Here is a 21952-nt window from a genome sequence, read left to right as displayed (position 1 = left end):
TACTCTAACGAAAGTTATTGACAGGTCCGTGCATGGGTAGTCTAATGCGAGTGAAGGCGGCATCCGCTGCCCTCCCCAAGGAGACTTCCATGAACGCTGCCAACGAAGCGACCCACGCGTCGGACGACGCGGACCTGATGAGCTGGGAAGACGTGGCGGACTCCGGTCTGCAGCCGGCCCCGGCCGACGCCGGCGACGTCGAGTAACGTCGCCATGATCAAGCCGATCGGATCTTCGATCGGCGCGCACACTGCCAAGAAGCCCGTGCCGGACGCCATCGCGCCGGCACTGGCCGCGGGTGCGTCGCCGGCAATCGCAAGCAATCGCCCGACCGCCGTGTCGGCCGAGCGCGCAACCAACTTCGACCTCAGCCGCCACGAGCTCGTGCATGCGATCGAGGCAGGCATCCTGGATCCGGTCAACGCGTTCGGCGCAGTCGCGCCGTGGCCGACCTCGGCCACCAACGGCCGCCCCTACCACGGCATGAACGTGCTGACCTTGGCCAACAGGGCCATGGAGAAGGGCTATCCGAGCGGCGAGTGGTGCACCTTCGAGGGCGCCAAGAGCCGTGGCTGGAACGTCCGCAAGGGCGAGCAGCACACCAAGGTCTTCTTCTTCCAACCCGTGACGCGCGAGACCGACGAGGTCGACGAGCAGACGGGCGATCCGATCCTGAAGACCTATCCGAAACTGATGCACTTCAAGGTCTTCAACGTTGCCCAGCTGGACACCAACGGCAAGCCGCCGACGCCGCCGAAGGGCGTGATGACCGGCGAAGGCGCCGCGGTCGCGGCCCGCGAGTCGATGGAGCGCATCGCGACCAACATGGGCTTCGAGGTCACCTGGGACCCCAAGGCCAAGGCCGGTTCGATGGCGGGCGATTCCATCACCGCTCGCGACGTCTCCCAGCTGGCAGAAGTGCTGTTGCCGATCGCCATGCGCGAAGGCACCCGCGAGCGCCGCAAGCGCGCCACCGGCGCGCCGGACACCCCGGAGTCGATGGCCCAGGTCGAGGCCGAACAGCGGCTGACGATGAAGATCGCCCAGGCGATGCTGAGCATGCGCTTGGGCGTGGAGATCAATCGCTCGGCGCTGCCGCCGAGCGACATCCATACCGCGCTGTCCGGTGGCAAGAGCGTGCCGCTGCGTGCGGCCGGCCAGGCCGAGCAGGCCGTCGGGCACCTGCTGGCCTTCGATCCGGAGCTCACCGACGAGCTGGCCGAGGAACGTCGTGCGATGTACGACGAGATCCTGGACGCGGGCGGCGATGCGGTCGTGTTCGATGCCGGGTCGCTCGGCCTGGACAACGCCGAGGCTCCCGGCCGCGGCAATCGTCCCTAGTCCCCTGGAGTTCCCGCGGTCGGCGTCCTGACGACCCCCTGTTCGGGGCGTCGGCCGCGGGGCTCACTTCCCAGCGTTCGATCGAGGCGCCTGGCGCCGTGAGGAACTGTATGGCGCAGAACACCGTCCTGGCCCCGCCCACTGCAGAGCAGCTTGTGCAGCAGCTGGTGGCCTGGAACAAGAATCCCAATGGCGACGGCGCGGGCTCGACCAACCCTGCAGGGCCGGAGTACGCGATCGTGCAGGGCGTGGATCTGGACGAGATGGTCGAGCGCCTGCACGCCGCAAGCATCATGGGCCGCGGCCTGTTCCGGGCCGCGGCTGTCCGCGTGACCGCCGCGGGCGAGTACGCGCTTCTGGCGCCGCGCCGCGGGCGCGGCAAGAGCAAGGAGCAGGCGATGCCGCTGCCGGCCGAGCTGGCCGGCATCCAGGTGTGCGACTGCGAAGACTTCCGGGCGCTGGCGCCCTGATCGCCCGGCCGCCGTGCCGGGCTCCCGCCGCCGGTCTGCGCGGCGTATCCTGCCCTGCTGGGGCAGCCGCATCCCCGATTGACGAGAAAGAGCCATGACCGGTATCGCATACGAAGAAGGCCCGTACCGCTACTCGCGGCCGGAGGACTGCTACACCAAGGTGTTCCAGTCCGAGGACGGGCAGGGCAAGCGCACGTTCAAGGTCATCGCCTCGACGGCGTACGACGCCGGAATTGTGGGGTCCGAGTACAACGGAACCGTGCTGCTCGATGTCGACAACCGGACCGTGATCTTCGACAAGGCGGGCAAACCGTACGACCTGATCGGGCACCGTGCGCTGGTCGACGAGTTCGCCAAGGCGGACTGGACGACCTTCACCGCGCTGGTCATCGAGCAGAAGTCCAAGCTCCAGCCCGGCGCCCGGTCGGGCTACCTGGTGGATGGCCACGAGGCCGAGCCGGCGTACGTGTTCCCCATGCCGGCCGACGAGGACTGGCAGGTGATGGACGTGACCCGCGAGGGTCCGGAGGACGACCCGTACACCTACCCGGCGCAGAAACGCTCGGAGATCATCGCCGAGCTGATCACCCACGCCGTGCACAGGGCCGGGCCGTACGACCCCTTCCGCTTGGCGTGGAACATCAAGGTCTACGACTTCGACACCAGCGGCAAGGGGGTGCCCGACTACGAGGCCGATCCGCAGTTCGACAAGCAGTGGGAGGCATACCTGGCTGAGCACGGTGATCAGGCCTTCTACCGCGCCCAAGCCGGCGCGCTGTCGGCTTACGTGGAAGGCGACTACACCATCTTCCCCGGGCAGATGCAGGGAGAGATCTCGCTGGGCGTAGAGGGGCGTTCCGGCGGCTGGATGGTCCTGGCCGAAATCAAGGAGCTGGGCAAGCTGCAATGGTCCGGGCAGGGGGAGATGGAGGAATCCCTGAAAGAGCTGTCCGCCGACGAGCTGAAGACCCTGTACAAGGTCGTGCGCAACCTGGACCGTGATCTGACCCGCGCACGCTGCGCGGCCGAGATGGCCTACCAGTTCGCCTACATCCGCGATGGGGAGGAGGAGGACTGGAAGCGGGAGCTGGCCGAAGAGGGCGCATCGCCCCGGCCCTGAGCCGACACTAGGGGTGTCCCGACAAGCCCGGCCTCGTGCCGGGCTTTTTCGTGGGTCGGCCGCGGCGAGCCCGGGGGCAATGGCGAGGGACGAAAAAGGCGGCCAGTGGCCGCCTTTCGGAGGAGTGCTTGGGAGGCGCCCGATCAGCGCGGCCTGGGGCGGTCCTGCAGGCGCTCAGCCGCAGCAGCGCCGCGAACGCGATACTCGTGCAGGGTGGGGGCACCGGGCTGGCCGCGGCGGGCGGCCGCCAGCAAGTTGTGGGATGCGCTACGGAGGGGCATGGTCTGGACGCTCATAGCGACTTTCCTGACATCGAGTCTACGTTCAGTATAGTTACACTGTTTATGTAGGGGAAGGCCCTAAAACGGTGGGGGCCTCCCCTATTGACAGCTGCTAAATTTTCATTACACCAAGCTAACAAGATTCAGCGACGAAGGGGGTCGTCGCAGCGCCTGTCCAGGCGACCGTGCCGCATAGGACTCATGATAAGCGAAGTCCTCCAGGTGCATCGTTAATTCGCTGTGGACGCCCGCCACGCCTACGTTCGCGCTGACCTGTTCAGCGTGCAGCCCGCGTGAAGGGCGGCCATCAATCCTGCTGTTGCGTGCGACTGTCTGTGCACATACTATGATGAAAGTCAGAGCATGAATAGCCCATCCGACCCCATTGGAAAGAAGTTGGAGCTGATCACGGTCCCCGGGGACCTGGACAAGATCCAGGCCTATCACGAGAAGAAGCGTGGAGCCATCAAGCGGCTGGTCCACGGCATCTACGTGGGCGCCAAGCACGATATGGGCAAGGTGCTCGACGTGTTCGCGATCCGGCTGGCGTCGATGCTGTTCCCCCAGGCCGCGCTGACGCACTCCACGGCGTACTACCGCAAGCCGATCCACGGATTCGTGTTCATCGGCGGCGACTACCCGTACAAGCGCCAGATCGCGGAGGGCGTGTCCACGCTAACCATCGTGCACAGCATGTCCAAGCCGGACGTGAGCGATAAGACGCAGTACGAGCTGGTCACCCTGAAGGACCCGATGGGTGAGTTCCAGGTGTATTGCGCTACCCCGGAGATGATCCTGCTCCAGCAGCAGGAGTCGACGAAGAAGAACGCCGACAAGCACCTGGGCGCCACGGAGCTGGGCAAGCTGTTCAAGGCGGTGGTGGCCAAGCACGGCAGCAAGGAAAAGGCCCTGGCGGCCATCCGCAAGATCGCCAAGAAGGCCGGCCGCGAGGCCGAAGCCGATCGGCTGGAGCGGGCGCCGGTGGTCGAAGAATTCACGTAACCGAACGGGAGGAAGGCATGCGCTGGTTGGATCTATCGTCCGTCGGGATGGCGATCGCCGTTCGCGAACAGGCGGGGCAGCGCAGCTTGGTCCTCCATGCGCTCCCCGGCGGCGACGAGCCGGACGCGGCCCAGGCGGCCAAGCTCGGCTTCGCGGCGGTTGACGGCCTGCTGGTGAGGCAGGACACCAGGCTAAGCCTGAACCAGGTCCGCGAGGTGTTCCCGTCGGTGGCCGTGCGCGAGTTCTCCGACTCGGAGATCCGGTTCGTCCCGCCGGCCGCGTGGGCGACGACGGAGGAGCAGGCGCAGCTGCCGCTGATCGCCGGCGTGTCGGACCAGACGGCGGCGTCCGACACCAGAGGCGCCGAGCCAAGTGAGTTTGCCGTGCCTGTCGCCGCGTACGAACTCACGCGCCAGTCCTTCGCCCTTCGCACGCGCGCCTACTGCGCAGCCGATGGCTGGCACGTGGAGCTGGGCGGCCAGCCCCTGCCCGTGCCCGAGCAGACCCGCATGCTTTCGCCGAAGACCAAGCTGGACGTCATCTGGGACCGGGTGCACAGGCACGTCGTGCAGCTGCAGGATCAGGCCGACCCGACCAAGTCGCGCGTCGAGGTCCTGGCCGAGTACCCCAATCTGCTGCGCAGCGGCGCCTGGTACAACAACAGGGGTCCGGAGACCAACGTGGCTCGCCTGCTGGGCCGGCTCGGAGTTCTGGATCGTATGATGAACTGGGTTCGCCTCGGCGATGGCCGCTCGGACCACTGCCGGCTGATCAACCCCCCGTACCAGGACCTGGCCGTCGAAGTTCATGACGGCTGGGACAACTACGACCAGATGGTCTACCTGACGCACTATCGGGATGACGGCCAAGCCGACGGCGAGATGGTGTTCGGCGTGCGCTTCGGCCGGCTGTGGCTCACCGAGACCGCCGTGCAGACCATGCGCGGCGAGATGCGCAGCCACGACCGCAGCTTCGCGCAGATGTTCTCGAAGAACCTGCTGCAGCAGGGCTTCGATACGGCGAAGATCGAATGGAGCCGCGAGGACGCCAGCGAGCGCGAGTTCGCCGAGCCTGCGCCGGCCTTGCGACCGGTTGTGTGACGCTGCCATGGCCTTTTCACGTGACCAACGCCTCGCGTTCTGGACGCTGGTAGCCGAGCGCATAGAGCGCAGCGACCCGCAGGCATTGGTGCGGGCCCAGGAACGCCTCACTCGCTGGCAGGCCGGCAATTCGCCGGCCGCATCGGGCTACTGGCGTGAGTGGGAGGCGTGGATCCAGCGCGGCGTTCCCGCGGTGGTCAGCATGCTGCGGGAAGACAGCGAGCATGCGGATGCCCTGCGTTCGACAGCGCCGTTCGTCGACGTCATATCGCAGGAAGAGCGGCGCATCTTCCTGGAAAGCCTGCGCACGGAGCGTGCGGCGTGAATCGTGACGCACTGCTGCACGTGCTGCGCGCCGCCAGCGAGATTGCCGGCGGCGATGTCGAACTGTTGCTGCTCGGCAGCCAGGCGGTGCTGGGCGCGGTGGAGTCGGACAATCCCGCGCTGGCGCGTTCGATGGAGGCTGATGTAGCGGCCCTGACGCCAGATTCGGCACTGGCTGAGCGTATCGCTGACCAGCTCTCCGGCGCCATCGGCGAAGGCTCGAACTTCAGTGATCTCCATGGCTATTACGTCGACGGCGTGCAGGTTGAAACCGCACGGCTCGCACCGGGTTGGGAGCAGCGTGTCTCGACCATCCAGTTCGACGCGTACGGGCAGACGCGCACGGCCAGGTGCATCAGCCCGGAGGACCTGGCGGTGTCAAAGCTGCTTGCCGGGCGCGAGAAGGACTACGAATTCGTGGACGCGTTGCTGGACGAACGGATCGTGAGCGCCAGCGCGGTCCGTGACCTGCTGGCGACGGTGCAGGCCGACCCGGCCCAGGCTCGTGCCGACGCGTGGATTGAGGTCCGCGTGGATCGGGCGCCGCGGCAAGGCCGTTGAGCGGATCTGCAAGGTGGAACTTCAGCCGACCGCTGGCGCACTTCCCATCCGTGCGGTCGTGCATATACTCTAATCATAGTTAACTAGGACCAGCCCCATGACCGCGAGGAAAAAGCACCCCCTCCGCGTCCGGCGAAGAGCGCGTGCGCGTCTACGATTTCCCCAACGGCTTCCGCCAGGAAGCCGAGAACATGTTCGGCTGGCTGCGGTACGAAGGCTTCACCCCGGCATGGGATTTCGGCATCCGGGAAGGCTCGTACTGCTCCGGGATCACGATCCCCGGCCGCGAGGTCGAGCAGCTGCACATCTTCCAGCGTACCAATCCGGCGCGTTGGGGTAACCCGCCGGAGGTGGCGAAGGCGCTGAGCGAGAACCAGGCGCGGATGAAACAACAGGCTCAGCACGACCAGGCGCGCCGCGGCGCGCTGACGGATGAGCAGAACGCGTGGATCGAGCGTGTGCACTCCGAGACCGGCTTGAGCGGGAGCGCAGCGCTGGATCTCAACGAGCGTCTGCACGAGCTGGCGGCGCAGCACTTCGTGCTGTCGCTGAACCGTCTGGATCACGGGCTCAACGCGACGGAGGAGCGGGCACTGGAACAGGTCGAGTCGCGCGTGCAGGAGCTGCTGGAGGGCGTGCCACGCGTGAGGGGCGCCAAGTTCCTGGGCGACCCCCGCGGCGCCACCGTCGGCGTGGTGTTCGAGTCCGGTGCCACCGACAGCTTCTCCGGCAGCTGCAAGGTGCCGCTGAACCCCGAGCGTGTGAGGGCTCTGCGCGACGCGACCGATGGCTTCTGGGAAGCCCTGGCCGACGAATCCAAGCCACGTCCCTGAGGAACGGCCCATGAGCACTACCTACGCCCTGCGCTTCGACACCGGCAACGATGCCTTCCAAGAGGGCGCACGCGACAGCCAGTCGGCGTGGGTCATCCGCGAGGCTGCCGCCCGCATCGCCCGCGAGGGCGTGGATAGCGGCTTCAAGCTGTTCGACCTCAACGGCAACAGCATCGGCACCTTCAGCGAGACCACGCCGCCGGCCACGCCGGATCGCGGCGAGGTCCTGGTGCTGGTCGACACCGGCGACGACGCGTTCAAGCCCGATCCCACGCACGAGCTGGTGCGGATCCTGCGCGAGAGCGCCGATCGCATCGCGCGGGGCGACTGGCCCGCTGGCCTGGTGGACATCAACGGCAACAAGGTCGGCTCGATCGCCGAAAACGTGATCGAGCTGGAGATCGAGCTGCCGGACGACGTGGTCAAGCTCACGCTCAAGGACGTTTACTCCAAGGCCGACGGCGTCGAGTTCTACGTCGAGACGGCGCGGCGCGAAGCGCTCGCCCGCGAGCTGGACCTGGGCACCTTCGCCGAGTCCTGGCGCATGGTGGGCGTCGTGGTGGACGAGGACGGCGACCCGTCCGACGTCTGGGTTTCCCGGGAGGCAAATCCGTCCGAAGGCAAGGCATTCGTGCAGGTCATGCGCAACGGCATGGTCGAGGACTGGGCCGAAGATTTCGAGGCCGAACTGAATGGCGCACCGGCGCCGCGGAGATATCGCTGATGGCGAACTACGGCTATTTCATCGACCTGCACGAGCGCGGCAGCTTCATCGCCGATGTGCGCGATGCGCAGGGCAAGACGATTTACGAGGTCCGCGCAGGAAACGAGTTGGGCGAGGACGAAGCATCCCCGGTCGACGACGGTTTCATGAAGCACGTCGAAGACATCGACGGCCTGCAGTCCTACCTGCTCGACCTGAAGTTGCTCCAGCCCGGCGACCGGATCCTCACCATGCGTGACTTCGAGCGTGATCTGGAAGAGACGGAAGACGCGGATGAACAAGCGGAGGCCCCGCGTCCGTGACCGACCAGAAGAAGCCCGTCATCTCGCCGTCGTCTTTCGGCGTTGCGCGGCCAGCTGATTTGGCGGCGTACGACACTGGCGACGTTCGGTTCTTCTTCAAGAATGAAGTGCCGGTACTGCTGCCGATCAGGAATTCGGCGTTCCCGCTGCCGGTGCCGCTTCGTTCGGCGGACGGCCATCCCCTACCGCCGTTCATGTTCAGCGAGCCCGTCGAGCTGACCGACGAGAATCGAGAGGTCGACACCGACGAGGTGCGCAATGCGCTCATCGCCGAGTACGAAGCATTCAACATGGCGCAGGGCCTAAACCTTGGGTCCGCTGACGAGCACCTGTTCGATACCGCGCTGACCTTGGAGCAGCTGGTGTGGGTCCGGGATTTCTCGAACCGATGGGAGCTCAACGAGCATCTGGCCAGTGAGCAGCACAGGAGCCAGAAGCCGTGAGCACGGCGCCGCCCCCACATTTCCTTGCCAGCGAGGACACGCTGTTCGACCAGTTCGACCCGATCATGGTCGACGAGCAGAGCGGCAGCTACCAGCGCGAGCTCGATGAGGTCAAGGCGCTCGACGAGCATCACGTGTGGACGGTGGTGGAGGCCGGCGATTCGTCGAACTCGCTTTGGGCAATGCCCGGCTTGCACCACGTGAACCGCGTCTACTACATCCGCACCGCCAAGCCGTGGGTCGAAGGGCAGCAGGATCTGCTCTGGCTCGATGGGCTGGACTTCGCCATGGAGAACCTGAGGGCGTACGAAGAGGGTGATGCGGAGTGGGAGGAGGCCTGCTACGCCATCCATGAGCGGGTGACGGAGATCCGCGAGCACATCGCCACGCAGCTGTGCAGTGGGACTGACGACCAGGTGCAAGCCTGGCTGAGCGCCAACCCGTCCGACCCGATCACGGCCAGGCTCAGCGAGCTGCAGGCTGTGCTTCCCGAGGGCTACACCCCGGAAGAAGCAGGGGCTTTCGCCCCCTGATCTCGGGGCTGCCAGCGACAATCAGGTGGGACCTGTTGGACGCCGCCTCATCCGAAGCGGTCGCGCCAGCTCTAGCGCCTGGTCCAGGAGCCAGGCGCAGAGAAGGGGCGCGGATAGCCCTCAGCGGCCGGAAGCCTGCTCGGCTGCCTTCCTCATCAATGCTTGCGCGGCATTCCTGCAGTCCTGGGCTGCAGAGTCCGTACCACCCTTGTTGATCTTGCCCTGCTGGGCCTGTTCCTCGCACCAGGCCAGCTTCTCTTGTGCCTTGTCCGGATGCTCCGCGTACCACTCGGGCGATCGTGATCCGCCGCAGGCGGTCATCGTCAGGGTCAGGCCGGCGAGCAGGGCCACCGGACGCAAATTCTTCGGCATGTTGGCTCCATCTGTTGGCTGCCGGAGCTGATTCTCCGCGCAGGCGGGCCTATGGTAGCGTATTGACTATCACCCTATGTAAGGGTGCTTCCGTGCGGTTAACTTTGGTTGTAGTATCGCGACAACAGCCAGAACCGCACGGCGGGTCGCATGACCGAATCACCTGGGAATTCGCCAACTAGCCGCGCTGGCGACACGCGCTCGCCCGAAGAGATCGCCGCGGTCACAGCGCGGCTGAGGCTTGGTCCCTACCTGGATCGGGCGCTGACCATTGCCAGCGCCCTGGTATCGGCCGCCACGCAAGGCGAGGTCAGCATCGAGGTGGTCGGTCCGGGCGCCCCGGATGGTGTACACGATGGCCGTTACGCGGCGATCGAGCTCGCGACCACGCACCGGCGCCTGATTGCCGAAGGTGACAAGGCCCAGGTCACCGCTGCGGCCCTGGTCCACATTGAGCGCGAAGGCTGGACCACCGTGGAGTACCTGCGCGCATGCCTGTATGGATCGCGGGTCGCCACCGCGTTCACCGCCGGCGTACTGGTGGCCGTCGAGATGGCGGAGCACTTGGCCGCCCAGGCTGGCGTCGATCCGCAGACCCGCGAGGAGATCAGTCGCAAAGTCTGCACTCAGTTGGAAGTGCTGCGCCCGATCGATCTGCGGGTGGCGCTGGAGTACGACGGCTGGGATCGCGAACCTGCCGGCGCGGCCGCCGGGATCCACTGGCAGTTGCTGAAGAGCGGCTACGCGGGCTGGACGGTGGACGAAGCGGCGCAGTGCCTGCGCGGCGGCGCCGATGCCCGTGCCGGCCTGGACGACCTGGAAGCCCGCCTCGGTATCGACGTGGGCCGCATGCGTGAGGCCATCACGTTCATCGGCCCGGAAGTCAGCGACGCCCGGCTCGCCGAGATCTGCGCGGACCGCGGCCTGGCCATCACCGCGAACGATGAAGGCCGCTGGGAGTGGCGCGACGAGCACGGCCGCATCTCCAACTCCGACTTCACCAGCGAGCGCGAGGCGGCCATTGCCGCGATCGAAGAGGCGTTCGCCGGTGACTGGCTGGATCACGGCGACGGTGACCTGTCGCTCGTGGACTTCATCGGCGAGCAGTACGCCCCCGGCAACCGGCCCTGAGCGGCCGCACCAGATCCTCAACAGGAATCGACCCCATGACGACGCCGATCCAATCTCCCTTCCTGCACGCAGTGGAACAGGCACTGGCCGCGGCTGGCCAGCTCCAGGGCATCTCCCAGATCATGCCGGTGGGCTTGCAACGCGCCCTGGCGGAGCTGCAGCAGCAGTACGACAAGCTCAACAACATCAGCCGAGCGGCCTACTACAGCGAGGACGAGACCAACCGCCTGGACTGGAACATCGCCAAGGTGGCGCTGCGCCAGGCGTCCAAGGATGTGATGGCCGCTCGCGGAATGCAGCAGGAACCGTCGTGGATGCGTCCGGCGATCCAGATCGCCGAGGACCGGGCGAAGGTGCCTGCACCGCAGGCGTCCGCCCCGTCTAGCAACGATGATTTCCGGCTGGCGTACAGCGCGACGCAGATGGAGAGACGCGACGGGGCGGGTTTCTGGAACGTGACCGCCGGCTGGGTCCGCTTGGAGGACGCCTCGCGCCTGTCGGCCGTCCTGGACGATCAGTCGATGACCATCGCGACCCTGCGCAAGGGCGCCGGCAGCGCTGACGTGAAGCTGGTGGACGCAGCCCAGGCCGAAGCGCTGGAAGAGGACTATCTGGAGCGCGTGGACGGTCTGGCGATCGCGAGGCCGCGCTGATGTCTGCCTCGATCCAGCAGCTGCCGGAGCCGCGGGTGGAACTGCACCGGAACCTTTCGCTCACGGTCCATTCGCAGACCTACGCGGACGAGTACAACGATGGCAATCGGTACGTCGTCCTGGTCGACGGCGCGACGGCTCACAGGAGCTTCCGACGCGCGAGCGAGCTGGCCAGCTGGGCCGGCGAACTGAACTTGAAGCTGCCGGCCACCGAGGCGGAGCTTCAGGAAGGCTCGGGCCAGCCCATTCGCGGGCAGTACCACGAAGTGGTGCATGCCAACACCGAGACCTTCGAGGCCGTCGACGGGATCCGTACTCGCACCTGGTGCGAAGGGGAGATCACGGCTGCGCAGACCGTGACCGACTTGGCCAGCGGCCAGGTGGCCATGCATGCAGTCGGAGCCTGCTGTGAGACACGGGAGGTCTTCGACGGCATGCTGTGGCCTCTGCCGGGCGAGCAGGTCGGGGTGTATGCCCGGCCTGACGACCGCAGCATCTACGACGTAATCGGTGGATGGACGCACGAGGACGGTGCGATCCTGCAGATCAGCGGCACGCCGCTATCGGTGCTGCGCGAGCGGTTCCCCGAGGCCAAGCTGTACACGCTCAGCGAGGCCGTCGATCGTATCGAGCGGGCGTGCATTACGCCGGTTCGGGAGATCTCGGAAGCCGTCTTCGACGACGCGCGTGACGCGCTTCCGCCTGAGGGCTGGGTGCGTTCCAACCAGGCCGAATCCTTCAAATTCGCAGAGCGCTACAGCGGTCTGATCACCACGATCTATGCGCGCGTGGAGGACCGGTACTTCATGTTCCACGACCGGTGCACCATGCGGCATGCCAGGATCATGGAGCGCGTCGAGGCCAGTGGGCTACTCAAGCAGCCCAAGCCGCAGTTCGAGGACGAGCAGTCCGAAGCGCCGAGGATGGGCTGATGCAGATCCGTCGCATCCGTACCCTGATTGATCCGAGCGAGCGCCCGACGGGCCCGCGGCGCGTCGGCGCGCATGCCCAGGTGAGCTACACCCGTTTGGGGCAAAACCGAGGCAACCCGCGGCTGTGGCTGGAAGGCCTTCGCCTGAACCGCTGCGGCTTCAAGCCGGGTGAGCGCTTCCGCGTGGAACTGGATCTGGTCAATCGCCAGGTGCGGTTGAAGCTCGATCCCAACGGCGATCGCACGGTCTCCCAGCGGCAGCGTCAGGTCGAAGACGGGGAGGTGCGCCGCACCCCCATCATCGACGTCACCGGCGGCGCTCTGGCCGAGGTGCTGGGCGAGGGCACCCGCGTCCGCGCCACGCTGGCGGCCGGCGAGATCGTGTTCGACCTGCATCCGGTAGAGCTGGCGATCGAAGCCCGCGAGAGGCGCACGCGCGAGCACGTGGCGCAGGGGTTCCTGACCGAGGGCACGCTGTGCGCCGGCGCCGGCGTTTCCACCCTTGCGCTGCACGACGGCATCAAGGCCCAGGGTCTGGAATCGCGTGTGGACTGGATCGTCGACCGAGATCACCGCTACCTGGAGATCGCCGCGGTGAACAACCCCGCGATCACCGCCGACACCCGGCTGTACGAAGCCGCGCTCGAAGAGCTGGAGCCGCAGCTGCTCGGGTCTCAGGACATCGTCGGCCTGTCGCTGCCGTGCACGGCGCACAGCAAGGCCGGCAAGGCCAAGCGCAAGCTGGACAATCCGGAAGACCATCCGACCGACGCGCTGGCCGTGTACGGCGCGCTGCGCATCATCGACGCGGTCAACCCGTCGGTGATCGTGAGCGAGAACGTGGCCGATGCCCGCGGCTCGGCCACCTATAGCATCTTCATGTCCTACCTCAATGCGCAGGGCTACGTCATGTACGAGGCCCTGCTGGACAACGAGCAAGCCGGCAGTCTGGAGAACCGCACCCGCTGGTGGCTGATCGGCATCTCGCGCGGCCTGGCCGAAGGCTTCGACATCGAGTCGGTGCCCACGTACGCCCGCCAGTACGCCTCGCTGGACCAGGCGTTGGAGGACATCGGCGAAGACGATCCGCGCTGGCGCGCATACGAGTACCTGGCGGACAAAGCGCTGCGTGATGCGGCGGCCGGAAAGAACTTCAAGCCCAACGTCGTCGATGCTTCTGCAACGGAGGTGAACGGGCTTACACGCGGGTATGCGCGAGTCCGTCAAACGGACGTCAGGCTCGGCCGCGACGACGGACTGCAGCGTCTGCTGACGCCGGTCGAGCACGCGCGAGCCAAGGGCATCCCCGACTATCTGGTCAACGGATTCCCCGTATCGGTGGCGCACGAAGCGCTGGGCCAGTCGATCCTGTTCAACCACGCCAAGGGCTTGGGCGAGGCGATCGGTGCGCACCTGCGCGATCTGCCTGTCGTCGGCCAGCTGCCGCTCAAGCCGGTTGCGCCGGCGAAGCCGATCGTCGAGCCGGCAGAGCTCGACGAGCACGAAGAGCCTGAATCCTCCTTCCGTCCCTGATCCCCTACGGAGCACTCCATGTCCCGCGCCAACATCACCTACCAGACGTTCACCTCTGACGGATGCGACAGCACCACCCACTACTGCGCGACCGACAGCGGTCGCAACTTCCGCAAGTACGGCGAGACGGCCTGGTCGCCGCACGAACCCGACGGAGAGACGGTATGCGCCACCGTCACCTTCCTGCTCGGCCACGGTCGGCGCGAGGAAGTGGAGCTCACCGGTGACCAGCACCGTGACCTGGAGGATCGCGAGCTGCTGACCGCCTGGTTCGCCAACGTGGTGGACGGCGAAGATCCGTACGACGCGCTGGAGCTGGTCCTGAACGGCCGGAAGTTGGCCGCATGAACCGCGGCGTTGATACGGGTCGCCGCGTGGCAGACGCGCTGCGCGTGGCGCTTCCCATGGCGCTCAATCGCGTTGTTGCAATGCGCGGTAAAGGTGATGACGCGACGCTGTCGGAGAACGGCCTGACCATGCAACAGGCCGCGGCGGCGCTGCAGGAGTGCAGCGCCGCCCTGGCGTCCTACGATCAGAATGCCGCCGCCGTGGATGGCGCGCCGCGAAAGGCCATGCGGCCGATCACGGCCGAAGAGATCTCGGCCGAGAACCGCCGCCAGCAGGCCGCCAATCGCTACGAGAACATCGACCCGTATGTCGAGGAGAAGGGGGTCTCCTACGACCACCTGGCGGCGATCAAGGCGCGGATCGACGGTGAGTTCGATCACCCGGCGCTGAAGGCCTTCGGGCCGCTCAGCGACACCATGTCGGACATCGTCCGCATCGCGGAAGAGGGTATCCGCCTGCGGTGGACACAGACGTCAGGCTCGGTCGAGCAGGCCGACGACGAAGACGCCGAGAGCAGGCCGCGCCCGTAGAGGCCGCCAGTCCGCTCCGTACCCATAACGCACCCGCAAGGAGTTCCGATGACCGATGCAGCCTCCGACAACGCGGACCTGGAAGGGCAGCTGGCCTTCGAGCAGTTTGAGCGCCTGCTGCGCCGCGTGCAGCCCGGCTCCATCTCCCGTGCCAAGGGCCCCGACCTGGTGAAGGCCAAGCGGGAGTACAAGGACTACCTGCCCGTGCTGCAGCCCATCGGGCAGCGGATGCTCACCCAGGCCATCCAGACCTTGGACGCGATCAAGGCGCGCCTGGTAGTTCCGGCCGGCTACGAGCTGACCGACTCGCGCTATCACAACGACCGGCATTTCCGCGAGTTCATCGCCGGCCAGCTGCAGCTCAACGAGGACGCGTCGCTGTACCTGCGTCCCACGCGCGGAAGCGCGCCAGCCGCGGAAGCGCTGGATCTGGAGATCCGCCTGTCTACCCGAAAGGTGAGGGCCTTCGTGCCGACCCAGGTGCTCACCTCGGACGGCAAGGGCCGCCACGTGGACCTGTTCGGGACGTCCAGTTTCGTGGTGGCCGACACCTACGCCGAACTGGCCGACAAGGTTGTCGGCCGCGTCCAGGCGCAGCTCGATGGTGTCGCACCGCGGGTCTGCGTGGAGAACAGCGACGACGAGGATGATCATGACCGCCCCCGCCCCTGAGCAGCCGGCCACAGCCAATCTGCTGCGTTCGCGGGTCGTCGTCCCCGAGTGGGGAATGGCGGACTTCCGCAAGCGCCTGGACGCGCTCAATCGCAAGGGCGAGCGCTTCGGCGTGCCGCTGGTCACCGTGCTGTCGGACACGGTCGAGCGCTACCGCGCCCTGACCGAGAGCAACGAGCACGGAACGATGCACTGGCTGGAACGGGTGTGGGGCACGGCCTCCTACGGCGACCGGATCGTGCACATGCACGAGATCGAGCTGGAGTACCCGATCATCAAGCTGGGCAACTGGCAGGTAATGGCGCAGCTGGAAGCCTCGCCGACGGGCGCGCTGGCATTCGCCGCCAGCCGCGACCCGCAGGACATGGCCGAGATCATGGCCCGCGCCGGGAAGCCGATCTGCTGCGAACACTGCAACGCCCAGCGTAATCGCAAGCTAGGATTCGTGCTGAAGGACACCCAGTCCGGCCAGTACAAGGAAGTGGGCAGCACGTGCGTGGAGGACTTCACGGGCGTGGATCCGGCCCAGGCGCTGTTCCTGGCCAAGATGGCCACGTTCGTGCGTGAGGAGGAGTTCGATCCGTTCAAGACCGCGGTTCCGTTCGGCGCCGCTCGCACGCCGGTGCGTGACTACCTGATCAACACGCTCTTCCTGGTCGAGAAGTTCGGCTTCGTGTCGGCTGCTCGCGCCAGCGAGCGCATGGAAGCGCCCACCTACAAGCTGGCCGAGTCGATGGGCTGGTACTTCAAGAAAGGCCAACAGGCCCGGGACGAGTTCGACCAGTCGCGCGAGCGCCTGGGCCAGATGGCGGACGGCATCGTGCAGTGGTACGCCGAGCATGAGCCGCAGGAGACCTATGCGATGACCGTCAAGGCCCTCTTGGCCGCGGACTCGCTGAAGTCCGAAGCGCGGCATCTGGCCTACGTCGCCGGCGCGGTTCCCGGCTATCTGCGCATGCTTAACCTGCAGCGAAACGTGACCGGCGGGGAACAGGTGTCCACGCACCAGGGCGTGCCGGGCGAGGCGATGAAGCGGCCGCTGGCCGTGCTGCGGGTCGTGGCCACCGACACCTCGTGGGGCATGCAGTACCGCGTGGTGATGAAGGACGCATCCGGAAATGAGTTCTGCTGGAAGACGGCCACCCCCCCGAGCGAGCTGCAGAAGCTGGAGAGCGGCGGGCGGCCGTTCGCGGCGAGCTTCAAAGTCAAGGAACACCGCATGTTCAACGACACACCGGTCACCGACGTGACCCACCTGAAGTTCGGTGGATGGCTGGAGTCGCTGGCGCCGGCCGCGGCCATAGAGCCAGAGCCCGAGGAAGCCGCCTGCAGCATGGCCCCGTAGCGCCCTCCCACCACAACACAAGAGATCCACGATGCCGACTCCGAACGTCCCAATCCCGACCTCGCGCATTCCCGACTGCGACACCAGCACGGTCGAAGGCATGCGCGCCTGGTTCGACGCAATGCATGCACGAGGGCTGATGTTCCACCCGGAGGATTCTCCGGAACAGCTCGTGACCGGCGTGGATGGCAGGCCGGCGTTCACCAAGGCCGAATGCGAACAGCTGGGACCGATCATGCGCGAGCTGTTCGACAAGCATGGTGATGCGGTCTGCTACCAGGCCCTGGCCGCCATCGGCGGCGTGGACGGCGACGAGGACGAGGAATGCCAGCCCAAGCCGTGATCGAATCGCGGCCGGTGCTCCCGGTCCACCTGGACACCGACGCCTTCCGGGCCTGGTTCGGCGCATCCAAGGTGGTCGATGCGCACGGCGCGCCGATGGTGGTCTACCACGGCACGCCTGCACACCGGAACGGCCTGGGCCAGAACATCGAAGCGTTCGATCGCCTGGCCGTGGTGCGCTTCAACGGCGCCCGGCACCGGCTCGACACGGTCGGCACCTGGTTCAGCACACGTGCCGACGAACTGGGCGCCGCGATGTACGGTGACAACGTCTACCCGGTCTACCTCTCGATCCAGAGCCCGTACGTCACCACGTTCGCCATGATGGCGCGGCGTGCACACATGCTGGCCGGAACCTGGGAAGGCTACGACGAGAACGGTGAACGGCCGGTACCGGGTCGCCCCGGCCTGACTGAGCGTGCGATCGCCACCGTTGGTGAGGCCCAGGTCAACGCGCTGCGTGCCTGGCTGGCCGCCACCGGCCGGGACGGCATTCGCGTCACGCACGACCCGCGCGGGCGCAGCACGGAGTTCAAGGAGCAGGACGCCTGGATCGCACTGGAGCCGGGGCAGATCAAGTCGGCGCTGGCCAACGTGGGCAGCTACGACCGCGAGGATCCTCGAATCAATTTCAAGCGAGCGCAGGCGGAAGTCGTCGAGCTGGATGACGAGGAGGCGCGATGCACGCCGAAGTTCTGAGCCTGCAGGCTGACCCGACGGCCACCGCGGAGTTCCGCCGCTGGTTCGGCCAGTCCAAGGTGGTCGATGCAGCTGGCCTGCCGCTGGTGGTGTACCACGGCGGTCGCAGGTGTTCGAGGAGTTCTACCCACCGATCATGGGCGAGGGGCTGGGCGGCATTTTCTTCTCGCCCGAAGAGGAGGTCGCCGCCTTGTTCGCGCAGGACGCATTCGATCGGGACGAAAGCGAAGACACCGCCGTCGAGACGGTGGTCGCCGTGTACTTGGCGATCCAGAACCCGAAGATTGTGGAGGCCGACGCGATCATGTCCGACGGCATCCACTCCCTGTATGCGGAGTTCGACGCCATTGCCAAGGCAAGGGCGGAGGGTTTCGATGGAATGCTCATACGGAATGTACCGGAGCACAGCGATCGCTGTACCGACCAGTGGGTCGCGTTTTCGTCCGAGCAGATCAAATCCGTCGACAACGTCGGCACATTCGACCTGGCCGACCCACGCATCATGTTCAAGCGCTTCCCGGCGGCGGTCGTCGATCAGGCAGAAAGGGAGGACCAGTGCACGCCGAGGTTCTGATCGCGCCTGTTGAACCAACGGATGCGAGTGTTTTCCGGCGATGGTTCGGGGCCAGCAAGGTTGTCGACCCTTCTGGCGCACCCCTGGTGGTGTATCACGGCACGCAAAGCGGTCCGTTCGACGCGTTCCGCGTTGGCGAGGAAGGCATCTTCTTCGCTGAGCGCGAGGAGACGGCCCGCTTCTACGCCAACGGCGGTGATCTCGGCGGTGAAGGATGCCGGGTGGTTGCTGCCCATCTTTCGCTCATCAACCCGATTCGCATGACGTGGCGCGAATGGCTCAACGGCGTTACAGAATGCGGAATCCATCATGCCCTCATCGGGAATGAAGGACTGTCAGAAATGGGCTATGACGGCGCCGTTCTGACGGATCCCGACCTGGATGATCCGGCGGCGAACTCGATCACCTACGTTGCCTTCCGCCCCGAGCAGGTCAAGGCGGTGGCCAACCGCGGCACGTGGGATCCGGGGGATCCGCGCATGTCGTTCAAGCGTTCGTCTGCCACACCCGGTGATGAGGACGAAGAGGAGGCCATGTGCAGCCCAAAGTTCTGAAGCAGTTCCCGGCGCAGAGCGACGCTTTCCGGCGCTGGTTCGGTGCAAGCAAGGCGGTGAACGCCGCGGGCGAGCCGTTGGTGGTCTATCACGGCACGGCATCCACCTTCGAGGCGTTCTACAACTGCCGCGGCAACGCCTACTACTTCACCGACGACCTGGCAGCAGCTCAGGCCTATGCGGCAATCGTGGAGGTGGAGGACGATCAGGAAGTGGAGGACCGGCGCGTTATCGCCGCCTACCTGCAGCTGGTCAATCCGATGGTGATCGACCTGGACTGGGCTCGGGAACACCTGACCGATCGCTCCGGCGAGATCGACTGGACGGCGCTGGATGAGGTGGCCTACCAGGCGCAGGACGCTGGGCACGACGGGATGATCCTGCGTGGAATTCCTGACTTCAGCGGGCTGGAAGACGGCCAGCGCCGGGAGCGCGTGTACGACCAGTACCTGGTCTTCAGCCCGAGCCAGATCAAGTCGGTGGTCAACCGCGGCACCTGGGATCCGAATGATAAGCGGATCGCATTCAAGCGGTCGGCGGTGGCCATTGCCCCGGAAGAAGAGGAGGCAGTGTGCAGTCCGAAATTCTAAGGGCGCCTGGGCCGACCCAGAGCGATGCCTTCCGGCGCTGGTTCGGCAAAAGCCATGTGATCGACGACAGTGGTGCGCCGGTGGTGGTCTATCACGGCACGCACAGGAACTTCGAGGCGTTCCACATCCCGCAGCAGGGCGCGAGCGCCGGCATCAATGACGTCGGGGCATTCTTCTCAAGCCGACCGGACGAAGCGGGCGCGGGGATGTACGTGGGCCCGTACATCCCCGGCGCCAATCTGGTGCCTGCCTACCTGTCGCTGCAGCGTCCGAAGCACTACTGGGGCACGGATGTTGTGCCGAGCGAGCTCGATCGCGGCAACGCGTTGCTGACACGCATCAGGGGCAAGGGCTGGGCGCGAAGCGACTACCCGGCCAAGTTCCACGGCAGGCTCGACGCCTGGGTGGCCATGATGCTCGATGCCGATGCCGCCGGCTTCGTCGGCGAGGACGGTCGCATTGATGGCGTGGGATTTCGTCGGCACCTGGAGGCCCACGGCTACGACGGGATCCTGCTATCCGAGACCCGCGCCGATGCGCAGGTGGACGGTCCCGCACAGGACATGTGGATTGCCTTCAGGCCCGAGCAGGTCAAGTCGGTGGTCAACTGCGGCGCCTGGGATGCGGCCGATCCGCGCATCGCATTCAAGCGCGGGGGCTCGCCGCCGTCGCTGGCATGGCTCGACCGGCCACAGCTGGCCAGCGCTCAGCAGGAGGAGGAGGCGGCCAGCGTCCAGTACGAGAACCAGGCCGCCGGCGACGCCGGCTATGCGCCCGCCGACGAGCTTCGCTGGCTGATCGTCGACAACTACCCCGTGGCGCGCCTGGCTGGCCTGCCGGACCGCCAGTGGTGGGAACAGGAGCAGGCAGGCTCTGGCGGGCGCTGGAGCGAGCTGGAGTCGCAGGATGTGATCTTGCCGGTGGTGATCATGGACGACGGCCAAGCCGGCCACGTGTGGGATGGCTACCACCGAGCCACGGCGACGGTGCTGCGCGGCAAGGCCACGCTACCGGCAATCGTGGGCGTACGCCCGGAGCTGCTGGCCGAGGCATTCCCGGAGATGGAGGAAGACCGATGCAGCCCGAAGTTCTGACTACGCCGGACGATCTGACGCAGACCGACGCGTTCCGCCGGTGGTTCGGTGCTTCCAAGGCTGTGGACGACGACGGCCGGCCGCTGGTCGTCTATCACGGCAGCAACCGGCCTCTGGAGCAGGTCATGAGTGGCCCTGAGCGGCTGGCCCGGTTCGATGCGAACACCAAGGATCTGCCGCGGAGTGTGGTAGAAGCCGAGCGCCGCCAGCTGGAGAAGGTGGCAGGCGCCGTCTGGTTCACGGACGACGAGTGGGTGGCGCAGGGCTACGCTGGCCAGTGCGACGGCGTGGAGACCGTGACGGCGGTGTACGTGTCCATGCAGAACCCGCTGGATCTGTTGGGCGCCAGCGTCGAAGAAGTCGAGCAGGTGCTTTCGGCTGCCCGCGGCTGCCCGGTGTCCGTCAGCACGGAGTACGGACGCCGCAAAGGCATCGCCCACGCGATCGTGCACGACAACGGCAGCCTGATCCAGTACGCCATCGCGCAGGGCTTTGATGGCCTGATCTACCCGGATACCGACGTGCGCGGCCGCAGCACGCACGTCAGCTACGTGACCTTTGAGCCCGGCCAGGTCAAGGCCGTGGCGAACGTAGGCGCGTTCGATTCGCAGGATCCGCGCGTGGCCTTCAAGCGCGCCGCGTCAGCGTCCTGCACCACGGATGATGATGAGGAGGACCGGTGCAGCCCGAAGTTCTGACCGCGCCGGCCGATCCGACGCACACCGATGCGTTCCGCCGGTGGTTCGGCCAGAGCAAGGTGGTCGATCCCGACGGCCGGCCACGGCCGGTGTATCACGGCACGCGCTGGCCGATCGACGCTTTCCGATCCGGCGCCTGGTTCGCCGAGGACGTGAGGCTGGCCACCGTCTTCGTCGGCGGTGGCCGCCGCAGTGATGCCAGGATCAAGCAGGGGAGCCAGCTGGTGCCCGCCTACCTGGCGGTATCCAACCCGCTGGATCTGGCCACGCACACGCCGCAGGACCAGATGCGCGTGAGCCAGTTCCTGCAGCTGATGGGCGTAAAGCCCAGCGGCTTCGGCGCGGTACTGGAACTGATGGAGTCGTCGTCCCTTGCGTGGTGGGAACAGGTGCAGGCCGACCCCGTCCAGCGCGAGACCTGGAGCAGTGGTTTCCGCATGCCGGGCAGGCGTGGCTGCAGCTTCCAGGAGCGGCAGCTGGAGGACTGCTTGCACGACGACATGCCGCTGCATTCGCACCTGGACAGCCCGGAGATGCGCACTGTGCTGCGTCAGCTGGGCTACGACGGCGTGAAGATGCGCGAAACGGTGAAGTACAACCCGCGCCTGGCAGAAGGCCGCCGGTTCGATCGCAAGCTCGACATGCACGTGGAAAGCACAACGTGGATGGTCCTCGATGGCACGCAGGTGAAGTCCGCCATCGCCAACAACGGGGCATTCGATCCCGAAGACCCCCGGATTGCGTTCAAGCGCGCCGCCGCACCGCAGGCGGACATGGAAGAAGACGAAGAGGAGGAACGATGCACCCCACGATTCTGACGCCGGCCCAGCGAACCTCGATCGCATTCAGTGC

At 66.4% G+C, this 21952-nt stretch carries 29 protein-coding genes; 28 read left to right on the top strand and 1 reads right to left on the bottom strand.

Annotated features, from left to right (window positions below):
* Positions 1-213: 213 nt before the first annotated feature.
* From CSC66_RS09230 to CSC66_RS09175, 12 genes are all read left to right on the top strand, one after another.
* Positions 214-1341 (top strand): ArdC-like ssDNA-binding domain-containing protein, encoded by a 1128-nt coding sequence (locus CSC66_RS09230; RefSeq protein WP_162377114.1) that lies wholly within the window; start codon positions 214-216, stop codon positions 1339-1341.
* A gap of 110 nt (positions 1342-1451) precedes the next feature.
* Positions 1452-1811 carry a hypothetical protein gene (locus tag CSC66_RS09225; protein WP_162377113.1) on the top strand — a complete coding sequence of 120 codons (360 nt, stop codon included), beginning with the start codon at positions 1452-1454 and terminating at the stop codon, positions 1809-1811.
* A gap of 94 nt (positions 1812-1905) precedes the next feature.
* Positions 1906-2931, top strand: coding sequence for a hypothetical protein (locus CSC66_RS09220; protein ID WP_162377112.1), 1026 nt, complete (start codon positions 1906-1908; stop codon positions 2929-2931).
* A 644-nt stretch (positions 2932-3575) separates the two neighbouring features.
* Complete coding sequence (locus CSC66_RS09215) at positions 3576-4214, top strand: hypothetical protein (RefSeq protein WP_162377111.1); 639 nt, start codon at positions 3576-3578, stop codon at positions 4212-4214.
* A 47-nt stretch (positions 4215-4261) separates the two neighbouring features.
* Positions 4262-5314, top strand: coding sequence for a DUF6908 domain-containing protein (locus tag CSC66_RS09210; RefSeq protein WP_162377110.1), 1053 nt, complete (start codon positions 4262-4264; stop codon positions 5312-5314).
* A 7-nt stretch (positions 5315-5321) separates the two neighbouring features.
* Entirely contained in the window at positions 5322-5639 is a 318-nt protein-coding gene (locus tag CSC66_RS09205) for a hypothetical protein (protein ID WP_162377109.1), read from the top strand.
* Complete coding sequence (locus tag CSC66_RS09200; RefSeq protein ID WP_162377108.1) at positions 5636-6199, top strand: DUF6036 family nucleotidyltransferase; 564 nt, start codon at positions 5636-5638, stop codon at positions 6197-6199. Before CSC66_RS09205 ends, CSC66_RS09200 begins: the two co-directional genes overlap by 4 nt.
* Before the next feature lie 143 nt (positions 6200-6342).
* The gene (locus CSC66_RS09195; protein WP_162377107.1) at positions 6343-7032 is read left to right on the top strand and encodes a hypothetical protein; all 690 of its coding nucleotides are present in this window, start codon (positions 6343-6345) and stop codon (positions 7030-7032) included.
* 10 nt (positions 7033-7042) lie between these two features.
* Positions 7043-7756 carry a hypothetical protein gene (locus CSC66_RS09190; RefSeq protein ID WP_162377106.1) on the top strand — a complete coding sequence of 238 codons (714 nt, stop codon included), beginning with the start codon at positions 7043-7045 and terminating at the stop codon, positions 7754-7756.
* Positions 7756-8058: a hypothetical protein gene (locus CSC66_RS09185; protein ID WP_162377105.1), complete on the top strand. Its 303-nt coding sequence runs from the start codon at positions 7756-7758 to the stop codon at positions 8056-8058. The genes CSC66_RS09190 and CSC66_RS09185 overlap by 1 nt, the downstream gene beginning before the upstream one ends.
* Positions 8055-8501: a hypothetical protein gene (locus tag CSC66_RS09180; RefSeq protein WP_162377104.1), complete on the top strand. Its 447-nt coding sequence runs from the start codon at positions 8055-8057 to the stop codon at positions 8499-8501. Before CSC66_RS09185 ends, CSC66_RS09180 begins: the two co-directional genes overlap by 4 nt.
* Complete coding sequence (locus CSC66_RS09175) at positions 8498-9034, top strand: hypothetical protein (RefSeq protein WP_162377103.1); 537 nt, start codon at positions 8498-8500, stop codon at positions 9032-9034. Before CSC66_RS09180 ends, CSC66_RS09175 begins: the two co-directional genes overlap by 4 nt.
* 120 nt (positions 9035-9154) lie before the next feature.
* Here the strand turns inward: CSC66_RS09175 and CSC66_RS09170 are convergent, their stop codons facing one another.
* On the bottom strand, positions 9155-9406 hold the full coding sequence (locus CSC66_RS09170; protein ID WP_162377102.1) for an EexN family lipoprotein: 252 nt from the start codon (positions 9404-9406) through the stop codon (positions 9155-9157).
* A gap of 150 nt (positions 9407-9556) precedes the next feature.
* Here CSC66_RS09170 and CSC66_RS09165 point away from each other — a divergent pair, with 150 nt between their 5' ends.
* From CSC66_RS09165 to CSC66_RS09090, 16 genes are all read left to right on the top strand, one after another.
* Positions 9557-10537, top strand: coding sequence for a hypothetical protein (locus CSC66_RS09165; protein ID WP_162377101.1), 981 nt, complete (start codon positions 9557-9559; stop codon positions 10535-10537).
* 35 nt (positions 10538-10572) lie between these two features.
* Positions 10573-11190 (top strand): hypothetical protein, encoded by a 618-nt coding sequence (locus tag CSC66_RS09160; RefSeq protein ID WP_162377100.1) that lies wholly within the window; start codon positions 10573-10575, stop codon positions 11188-11190.
* Positions 11190-12122, top strand: a complete 933-nt coding sequence (locus tag CSC66_RS09155; RefSeq protein WP_162377099.1) for a hypothetical protein — start codon at positions 11190-11192, stop codon at positions 12120-12122. The genes CSC66_RS09160 and CSC66_RS09155 overlap by 1 nt, the downstream gene beginning before the upstream one ends.
* The gene (locus CSC66_RS09150) at positions 12122-13654 is read left to right on the top strand and encodes a DNA cytosine methyltransferase (protein ID WP_162377098.1); all 1533 of its coding nucleotides are present in this window, start codon (positions 12122-12124) and stop codon (positions 13652-13654) included. The genes CSC66_RS09155 and CSC66_RS09150 overlap by 1 nt, the downstream gene beginning before the upstream one ends.
* A gap of 18 nt (positions 13655-13672) precedes the next feature.
* Positions 13673-14002, top strand: a complete 330-nt coding sequence (locus CSC66_RS09145) for a hypothetical protein (protein WP_162377097.1) — start codon at positions 13673-13675, stop codon at positions 14000-14002.
* A complete protein-coding gene (locus tag CSC66_RS09140; RefSeq protein ID WP_162377096.1) occupies positions 13999-14532 on the top strand; it encodes a hypothetical protein in 534 nt (177 codons plus the stop codon). The genes CSC66_RS09145 and CSC66_RS09140 overlap by 4 nt, the downstream gene beginning before the upstream one ends.
* A 48-nt stretch (positions 14533-14580) precedes the next feature.
* Positions 14581-15204: a hypothetical protein gene (locus CSC66_RS09135; protein ID WP_162377095.1), complete on the top strand. Its 624-nt coding sequence runs from the start codon at positions 14581-14583 to the stop codon at positions 15202-15204.
* Positions 15185-16549, top strand: coding sequence for a hypothetical protein (locus tag CSC66_RS09130; protein ID WP_162377094.1), 1365 nt, complete (start codon positions 15185-15187; stop codon positions 16547-16549). The genes CSC66_RS09135 and CSC66_RS09130 overlap by 20 nt, the downstream gene beginning before the upstream one ends.
* Positions 16550-16580: 31 nt before the next feature.
* Complete coding sequence (locus CSC66_RS09125; RefSeq protein WP_162377093.1) at positions 16581-16892, top strand: hypothetical protein; 312 nt, start codon at positions 16581-16583, stop codon at positions 16890-16892.
* The gene (locus CSC66_RS09120) at positions 16874-17590 is read left to right on the top strand and encodes an ADP-ribosyltransferase-containing protein (protein WP_162377092.1); all 717 of its coding nucleotides are present in this window, start codon (positions 16874-16876) and stop codon (positions 17588-17590) included. Before CSC66_RS09125 ends, CSC66_RS09120 begins: the two co-directional genes overlap by 19 nt.
* A gap of 109 nt (positions 17591-17699) precedes the next feature.
* Complete coding sequence (locus CSC66_RS09115; RefSeq protein ID WP_162377091.1) at positions 17700-18164, top strand: ADP-ribosyltransferase-containing protein; 465 nt, start codon at positions 17700-17702, stop codon at positions 18162-18164.
* Complete coding sequence (locus CSC66_RS09110) at positions 18146-18718, top strand: ADP-ribosyltransferase-containing protein (protein ID WP_162377090.1); 573 nt, start codon at positions 18146-18148, stop codon at positions 18716-18718. Before CSC66_RS09115 ends, CSC66_RS09110 begins: the two co-directional genes overlap by 19 nt.
* Positions 18700-19308: an ADP-ribosyltransferase-containing protein gene (locus CSC66_RS09105; RefSeq protein ID WP_162377089.1), complete on the top strand. Its 609-nt coding sequence runs from the start codon at positions 18700-18702 to the stop codon at positions 19306-19308. Before CSC66_RS09110 ends, CSC66_RS09105 begins: the two co-directional genes overlap by 19 nt.
* Positions 19290-20402, top strand: coding sequence for an ADP-ribosyltransferase-containing protein (locus CSC66_RS09100; protein ID WP_162377088.1), 1113 nt, complete (start codon positions 19290-19292; stop codon positions 20400-20402). The genes CSC66_RS09105 and CSC66_RS09100 overlap by 19 nt, the downstream gene beginning before the upstream one ends.
* On the top strand, positions 20384-21100 hold the full coding sequence (locus CSC66_RS09095; RefSeq protein ID WP_162377087.1) for an ADP-ribosyltransferase-containing protein: 717 nt from the start codon (positions 20384-20386) through the stop codon (positions 21098-21100). The genes CSC66_RS09100 and CSC66_RS09095 overlap by 19 nt, the downstream gene beginning before the upstream one ends.
* Positions 21082-21918, top strand: a complete 837-nt coding sequence (locus tag CSC66_RS09090; protein WP_162377086.1) for an ADP-ribosyltransferase-containing protein — start codon at positions 21082-21084, stop codon at positions 21916-21918. The genes CSC66_RS09095 and CSC66_RS09090 overlap by 19 nt, the downstream gene beginning before the upstream one ends.
* Positions 21919-21952: the final 34 nt, after the last annotated feature.

Source organism: Pseudoxanthomonas kaohsiungensis (assembly GCF_010211765.1).
Lineage (GTDB): Bacteria > Pseudomonadota > Gammaproteobacteria > Xanthomonadales > Xanthomonadaceae > Pseudoxanthomonas > Pseudoxanthomonas kaohsiungensis.
The sequence above is the reverse complement of the archived record's forward strand: the minus strand, read 5'-3'. Positions and strand labels throughout refer to the sequence as shown.

Coding starts and splice junctions, on each gene's coding strand:
- CSC66_RS09230 (WP_162377114.1), top strand. CDS start 214: ATGATCAAGCCGATCGGATCTTCGATCGGCGCGCACACTGCCAAGAAG.
- CSC66_RS09225 (WP_162377113.1), top strand. CDS start 1,452: ATGGCGCAGAACACCGTCCTGGCCCCGCCCACTGCAGAGCAGCTTGTG.
- CSC66_RS09220 (WP_162377112.1), top strand. CDS start 1,906: ATGACCGGTATCGCATACGAAGAAGGCCCGTACCGCTACTCGCGGCCG.
- CSC66_RS09215 (WP_162377111.1), top strand. CDS start 3,576: ATGAATAGCCCATCCGACCCCATTGGAAAGAAGTTGGAGCTGATCACG.
- CSC66_RS09210 (WP_162377110.1), top strand. CDS start 4,262: ATGGCGATCGCCGTTCGCGAACAGGCGGGGCAGCGCAGCTTGGTCCTC.
- CSC66_RS09205 (WP_162377109.1), top strand. CDS start 5,322: ATGGCCTTTTCACGTGACCAACGCCTCGCGTTCTGGACGCTGGTAGCC.
- CSC66_RS09190 (WP_162377106.1), top strand. CDS start 7,043: ATGAGCACTACCTACGCCCTGCGCTTCGACACCGGCAACGATGCCTTC.
- CSC66_RS09185 (WP_162377105.1), top strand. CDS start 7,756: ATGGCGAACTACGGCTATTTCATCGACCTGCACGAGCGCGGCAGCTTC.
- CSC66_RS09170 (WP_162377102.1), bottom strand. CDS start 9,406: ATGCCGAAGAATTTGCGTCCGGTGGCCCTGCTCGCCGGCCTGACCCTG.
- CSC66_RS09165 (WP_162377101.1), top strand. CDS start 9,557: ATGACCGAATCACCTGGGAATTCGCCAACTAGCCGCGCTGGCGACACG.
- CSC66_RS09160 (WP_162377100.1), top strand. CDS start 10,573: ATGACGACGCCGATCCAATCTCCCTTCCTGCACGCAGTGGAACAGGCA.
- CSC66_RS09155 (WP_162377099.1), top strand. CDS start 11,190: ATGTCTGCCTCGATCCAGCAGCTGCCGGAGCCGCGGGTGGAACTGCAC.
- CSC66_RS09150 (WP_162377098.1), top strand. CDS start 12,122: ATGCAGATCCGTCGCATCCGTACCCTGATTGATCCGAGCGAGCGCCCG.
- CSC66_RS09145 (WP_162377097.1), top strand. CDS start 13,673: ATGTCCCGCGCCAACATCACCTACCAGACGTTCACCTCTGACGGATGC.
- CSC66_RS09140 (WP_162377096.1), top strand. CDS start 13,999: ATGAACCGCGGCGTTGATACGGGTCGCCGCGTGGCAGACGCGCTGCGC.
- CSC66_RS09135 (WP_162377095.1), top strand. CDS start 14,581: ATGACCGATGCAGCCTCCGACAACGCGGACCTGGAAGGGCAGCTGGCC.
- CSC66_RS09130 (WP_162377094.1), top strand. CDS start 15,185: ATGACCGCCCCCGCCCCTGAGCAGCCGGCCACAGCCAATCTGCTGCGT.
- CSC66_RS09125 (WP_162377093.1), top strand. CDS start 16,581: ATGCCGACTCCGAACGTCCCAATCCCGACCTCGCGCATTCCCGACTGC.
- CSC66_RS09120 (WP_162377092.1), top strand. CDS start 16,874: ATGCCAGCCCAAGCCGTGATCGAATCGCGGCCGGTGCTCCCGGTCCAC.
- CSC66_RS09095 (WP_162377087.1), top strand. CDS start 20,384: ATGCAGCCCGAAGTTCTGACTACGCCGGACGATCTGACGCAGACCGAC.